5 protein-coding genes are annotated in these 5,096 nt (G+C 29.0%); all 5 read left to right on the forward strand.

All coding sequences use genetic code 11. The features are described 5' to 3' along the window. Positions 1-28: 28 nt before the first annotated feature. The 5 genes from ABGT15_RS13785 (at position 29) to ABGT15_RS13805 (ending at position 4,912) form a co-directional block, all read left to right on the forward strand. A complete protein-coding gene (locus ABGT15_RS13785; RefSeq protein ID WP_367232036.1) occupies positions 29-1,012 on the forward strand; it encodes a hypothetical protein in 984 nt (327 codons plus the stop codon). A 189-nt stretch (positions 1,013-1,201) separates the two neighbouring features. Next, entirely contained in the window at positions 1,202-1,951 is a 750-nt protein-coding gene (locus ABGT15_RS13790) for a hypothetical protein (RefSeq protein ID WP_367232037.1), read from the forward strand. A 212-nt stretch (positions 1,952-2,163) separates the two neighbouring features. Then, positions 2,164-2,628, forward strand: a complete 465-nt coding sequence (locus ABGT15_RS13795; RefSeq protein ID WP_367232038.1) for a hypothetical protein — start codon at positions 2,164-2,166, stop codon at positions 2,626-2,628. Between the two features lie 824 nt (positions 2,629-3,452). Next, positions 3,453-4,250 carry a hypothetical protein gene (locus tag ABGT15_RS13800; protein WP_367232039.1) on the forward strand — a complete coding sequence of 266 codons (798 nt, stop codon included), beginning with the start codon at positions 3,453-3,455 and terminating at the stop codon, positions 4,248-4,250. Positions 4,251-4,474: 224 nt separating this feature from the next. Continuing rightward, positions 4,475-4,912 (forward strand): DUF4844 domain-containing protein, encoded by a 438-nt coding sequence (locus ABGT15_RS13805; protein ID WP_367232040.1) that lies wholly within the window; start codon positions 4,475-4,477, stop codon positions 4,910-4,912. The last annotated feature ends 184 nt before the right edge of the window (positions 4,913-5,096 follow it).

The following is a 5,096-nucleotide window of genomic DNA, read 5'->3' on the forward strand; positions in this document are numbered from 1 at the left end:
ATAAAGCCGAAAAACGTTACCTGTAATTATGAAAAACGTTATCTATATAATATTATTCTTTCCAATTCTACTTTTTAGTCAGATTAATAAAACTTATCCAAACGGGAAGATTAAAATCAGCTTTGACACAATTAATCAAATGATTGATGGTGATTTTAAATATTATTATCCAAATGGAAATCTAAAAGCAAAAGGAAAATTTTATAAAAATCAAAAAATAGGTGTTTGGAAATTTTACACTTCCGAAAAAAAACTTTTATTAAAAAGAACTTATTTAAATAATTTTATTTTTAAAACAAAAGAAGATATTCCAAAATTAGAATTAAACGGTTACAATTATTGGCATATAAACAGTTATGATATTTTGTATCAAGATATTTTTCTGACCTTATTATCGAAAAATACTGCTAATAAAGATTTTTTTGAAAATGATTTATTTTTAAAAGAAATTAAAAAATATGTTTTATCTGAAAATCCAGAAATGTATAATGATATTGAATTTACTAAAAGATTAAAAGTTGAAGATTTATCCTTTTCAATTGATTCACTTAAAAATATAAATCATTTTGTATTAAAAGAAACTGTTTTTTATGATATTGAACATCAAATAATGAATAGAAGAATTCTAGCCATAATGCCTGCGAAAATAAAAAACAATAAAATAACACCACTGTTTTCTATTTATGAACCTGATTTTAGAAGATTTATTAAAAATGACACAATTCTTGATAAAATGTTCAATAATAAGTATTTTGGAGAAGTGATTAAAATTTATGATAAAGATACTGATTCTTCAAAATTCAAAAAAATGAATCCAGACTTTACTAATAATAATATTAACTGGTTCGACATAAAAAAGTCTTTCGATTTAGAAGCGTTTTATTTAGAAAAAGAGGTAAATAATAATTTAAGAATGAAAATAGAGCCTGAACTTTACATTAATTCAAACGATAGTTTAAATATTACTAAAAAAGAAAGGTTTCAATTAAAATATAAATTTGAAAATAAATAACTACAGGTAACAGCGGTTTTGAGCAAGTGGGGTTTTGGGGATTTATCGGTAATGGTCAGTGTTTGCACTACTCTCCTATTTTTAAACATTTTCTTTCAAACTTTTAGGTATATTTGTAAACATCAGTAATAAAAATCCCCACTAGCTCAAAGCCGGCGGGACGTTAGCTACTATCAATATATAAAGCGTATGAAATCATATATTAACAATATCATCCCTAGGCTTAACAAGTTTAGTAAAACACTTGAAAAGAAAGAATTATTCGTTGATAAATCATGGGTGCTTATTGACGATAAAAATAATCTTCAAAAATATATTTTTAGAAGAAATGGCGAGTTAATTATGTCATTAAATGGCTCCGTGAAAATTGGAAAATGGGAATATATTATTGAAGCGAATAGCTTATTAATTGACCGCATTGAAGATAAAATTTTATTAAATCATAGTTTTATAGATTCTGCCGTAATGATTTTAAAAAAAGATGGCACAGAAAATAACTTAATTGTTCTTGCTAACGATAAAATTATTGTTGATTTAGATGTTCCAAAATATTTAAAAGAATTATATCGTTCAAAAAATAATGTTTCAATTGTAATATTGAAATCAGGTATAGAACTTGAATTATTAAATTCCGATGTAGTTGTAATAGGGTGCAAAGTAACTATTGATGGAAATAATATTGAAAACAATATATTTGAGAATGAAAATTCAATATTTAAATATATAGTTAAAAATAGTTATGTTGAAAAAATAATAGAAAAAAAAACTTACAACACAAAAGCAGGTGAGCTTTTGATTGAATGTGAAAGAGATTATTATCCACAAAAAGGTGATTTAGCGTTCCTAAATGGAATACCTGCAAACGGTAAGTTTAAATTAACTTTCCTTCAATATATATATGTAAATAATGGGATAATATATAAAACTAGTCTGTTTTGACAGTAGCTAACAGCGGTTTTGTGCAAGCGGGGTTTTGGGGATTTATCGGTAATGGTAAGTGTTTGCACTTCTCTCCTATTTTCAATATTTTCTTTCAAACTTTTAGGTATATTTGTAACCGTCAGTAATAAAAATCCCCGCCTGACACAAAGCCGGCGGGACGTTAGGCGCAAGCGACGAAACGTGTCGAAAACATTACGTTTTTAAAAATTATGAGAAAAAAATTTTATTATTATATTTTCCTTTTATTTGTTCAACTTAGTTTTTCACAAAATGTGAATTTTATCATTCAAGTAAATGAAAAATTAGCAGAACAAGGTCGTATTGCAAATCTGTATGTGAAATTTAGTACTGAAAATCAATCCAAAAAATATTATGTAAATTATTATCCTGGTGATTTAATTTTAAATGAAGAAGTTTGGTCACTAATAAATTCTCCATCAATTGATAAATTTTATCTTCATTTTGACTTTTACACATACACTAAAGAGAGCCAAAAAATTAAAAGTTTTGACATGGAGATCAATAAAAAATTACTTGAACAGCCATACTTAATTGCTAATATTTATGATTTTAGAGATAAAAAATATAAACGCTGGTATCAATGGCATACGAAAGAAAGCTATATTGTTGAATTTAAACATCCGCAAAGTGGAATATTAGTAAGAGCAAATTAAAAAATAAGCCAGCGCCTAACAGCGGTTTTGTGCAAGCGAGGTTGCGGTGTTTAATGGAACGAGCTGGCTCAAAAAGTCTTTGCTTTTTTTGAAAAATTTTTTTTCCAAACTTTCGGTATATTTGTAAGCATCAGTAATAAAAATCCTCGCCTGCTCAAAGCCGGCAGGACGTTATAATGGATAGCTCCCCGTGCGAACCGAAACCGGACGCTAAAAGGTTTTGGTTTAAAATTTTCAAAAAACTTTATGGAATAATTTTACGGAAAATCTAAACGAAAATATCTCTGAAAATTCTACGTGGAATTACTTTGCGGAATTACTTTGTAGAATTACTTTGTAGAATTACTTTGTAGAATTACTTTATGGAATTACTTTGTGGAAAATGTTTGCGGAAATTTACACCGCAATTACTTCGTGGAAATAATGCGGAAATCGAAACGCAAAAATGAGAACTGAAAACATTACGCAATAGGAATGTGCAAATATTGTGATTACTGTGTGTGCCAATTTTGTGTGTCGCAACCCATTATAACACCGGTTTAAAACAATGGCAACGTTCGGGATTTATCGGTAAACTTCTGTGAATATTTTAATCTTCGATTTGAAGCTTTTTCTTGCAAACTTTTCGGTATATTTGCTTTCGGCAGTGACAAAAATTTGCCACTGTTTCAAGCCGAAAAACGTTGTATGCCATTCGTTCCATACAGAGGTTAAATTGTAAATAGTGCATGCTTTGAAAGTTTTTGCTGCCCATGTATTTAATGATGTCAAATAAGAAATTGTTTTAACATTTTATAGTAGAGGGTTTAATACCTAAATTTAATATGGGAAAAAAAATTGAATTTACAAATGAACTTTTAAGTGCCATAGCTGAGTGGCAAAAAGGGACTAGATGGGATCAAGATAAAAGAAGAGATAATGTGGATTTACTCATTGCTGCTTCTGCATATTTACCCGTCAAATACAAAACAACAGATAATCAAACATGTTATAGGAAACGTTTTTTGAATAAAGGAGAATTAATCCCAATACTAGAGGATGGTTTTATTGAGGGGATTACAAGTTATAGTTTAAGTCTTTCAAAAGCTAAAGAAATTGCGCGGGGAGAATTAGTTAATCCTGATAAAACCTTTTGTGTTATTTTCTTTAAAAATCCTAAGAACGATGAAGTAATTATAAACTTAAATAAATTGTTTAAGAGTAATAATTTTAAAATTGCAGTAGCGCGTTACAAGAAGATTGATGTGGAAAAATGGAAGGTATTAGATAATTTTCAAGACAAACAGCAGGAGGTAATTCTTAAATCAAAACTTCATATGTCTAACGTTTATCAAATTGCTGGAAAGGCTTCAACCTTTGAAGGCTTTTGTGATTTACTTGGAATAAAAGAAGAGGATCAAGAACAGTTTCATTCAACATCGCAAGGGAAAGAAATACTGAAATATGAAGATCAATATCAATTTGCTTCTGTAAAGGGTACTCAAAAAGCATTAGATTCTGTTAAAATTCGTTTAAATGAAATTCTTTCGGCAAGTAATAAATTACAGAAACAATCTATAAAGGAACAAATCCCTAAAGAAAATTCTCGAGATACCGAACATTATAATAGCCAATTGAAATGATAAAAAGTATATTGAATAAATTTAAAACGAAGGATAATAAAAAACGGCATACAACAGCGGTTTTGTGCAAGTGGGGTTTTAGGGATTTATTGGTAATGGTCAGTGTTTGCATTTCTTCTCCGAAGTGAGGTTTTTTCTTTCAAACTTTTCGGTATATTTGTAAACATCAGTAACAAAAATCCTCACCTGACACAAAGCCGGCGGGACGTTAGCTACCATTAAACATGACGAAAACTTTAATAACAATAATAACTCTTTTGACTCTAATGGCTTGCGAGCCTAAAAAAATTGTAACACCTAAAAATGCAATGAATCAATTTGAAAAATTTATAGCAAAAGAAAAATTTATATCTGACGAATACCCAAATTTTTATCCCGGAATTGGAAATCCAAAACTTAAACCAATATTAACTCAAAAAATAAATAATGTTGCGGAAGGGTTCCAAACTATATCCGAAACTCAAAATCCTAATGACGAAGATTATCAAAAGGAAATTGAAAAAGGGCTAGCCAGTTTTGCAGATATTTATATTGAACTAGATACTGAAGATAGAGAACGGGTTTGTCATTATTTTGAAGAAATCATGGATATTGTTGGTTTAGAAAGCTCAGAAGGAAAACTAAACGATTTTATGTATGGTTTTGATCCTAATGATATATAATTAACGGTAGCTAACAGCAGTTTGGCAAAATTGCTAAGTTCAGTTTGTATCAGGAAACTTCTGTGTTTGCATTTCTTCTTCGAAGTAAGGCATTTTCTTTCAAACTTTTCGGTATATTTGTGAGCGTAAGTAATTAACTGTCGCAACTTTACCAAGCTGCAACACGTTAGCAGTAATTACACAT

It is taken from the genome of Flavobacterium enshiense, from assembly GCF_040750275.1.
Lineage (GTDB): Bacteria > Bacteroidota > Bacteroidia > Flavobacteriales > Flavobacteriaceae > Flavobacterium > Flavobacterium enshiense_B.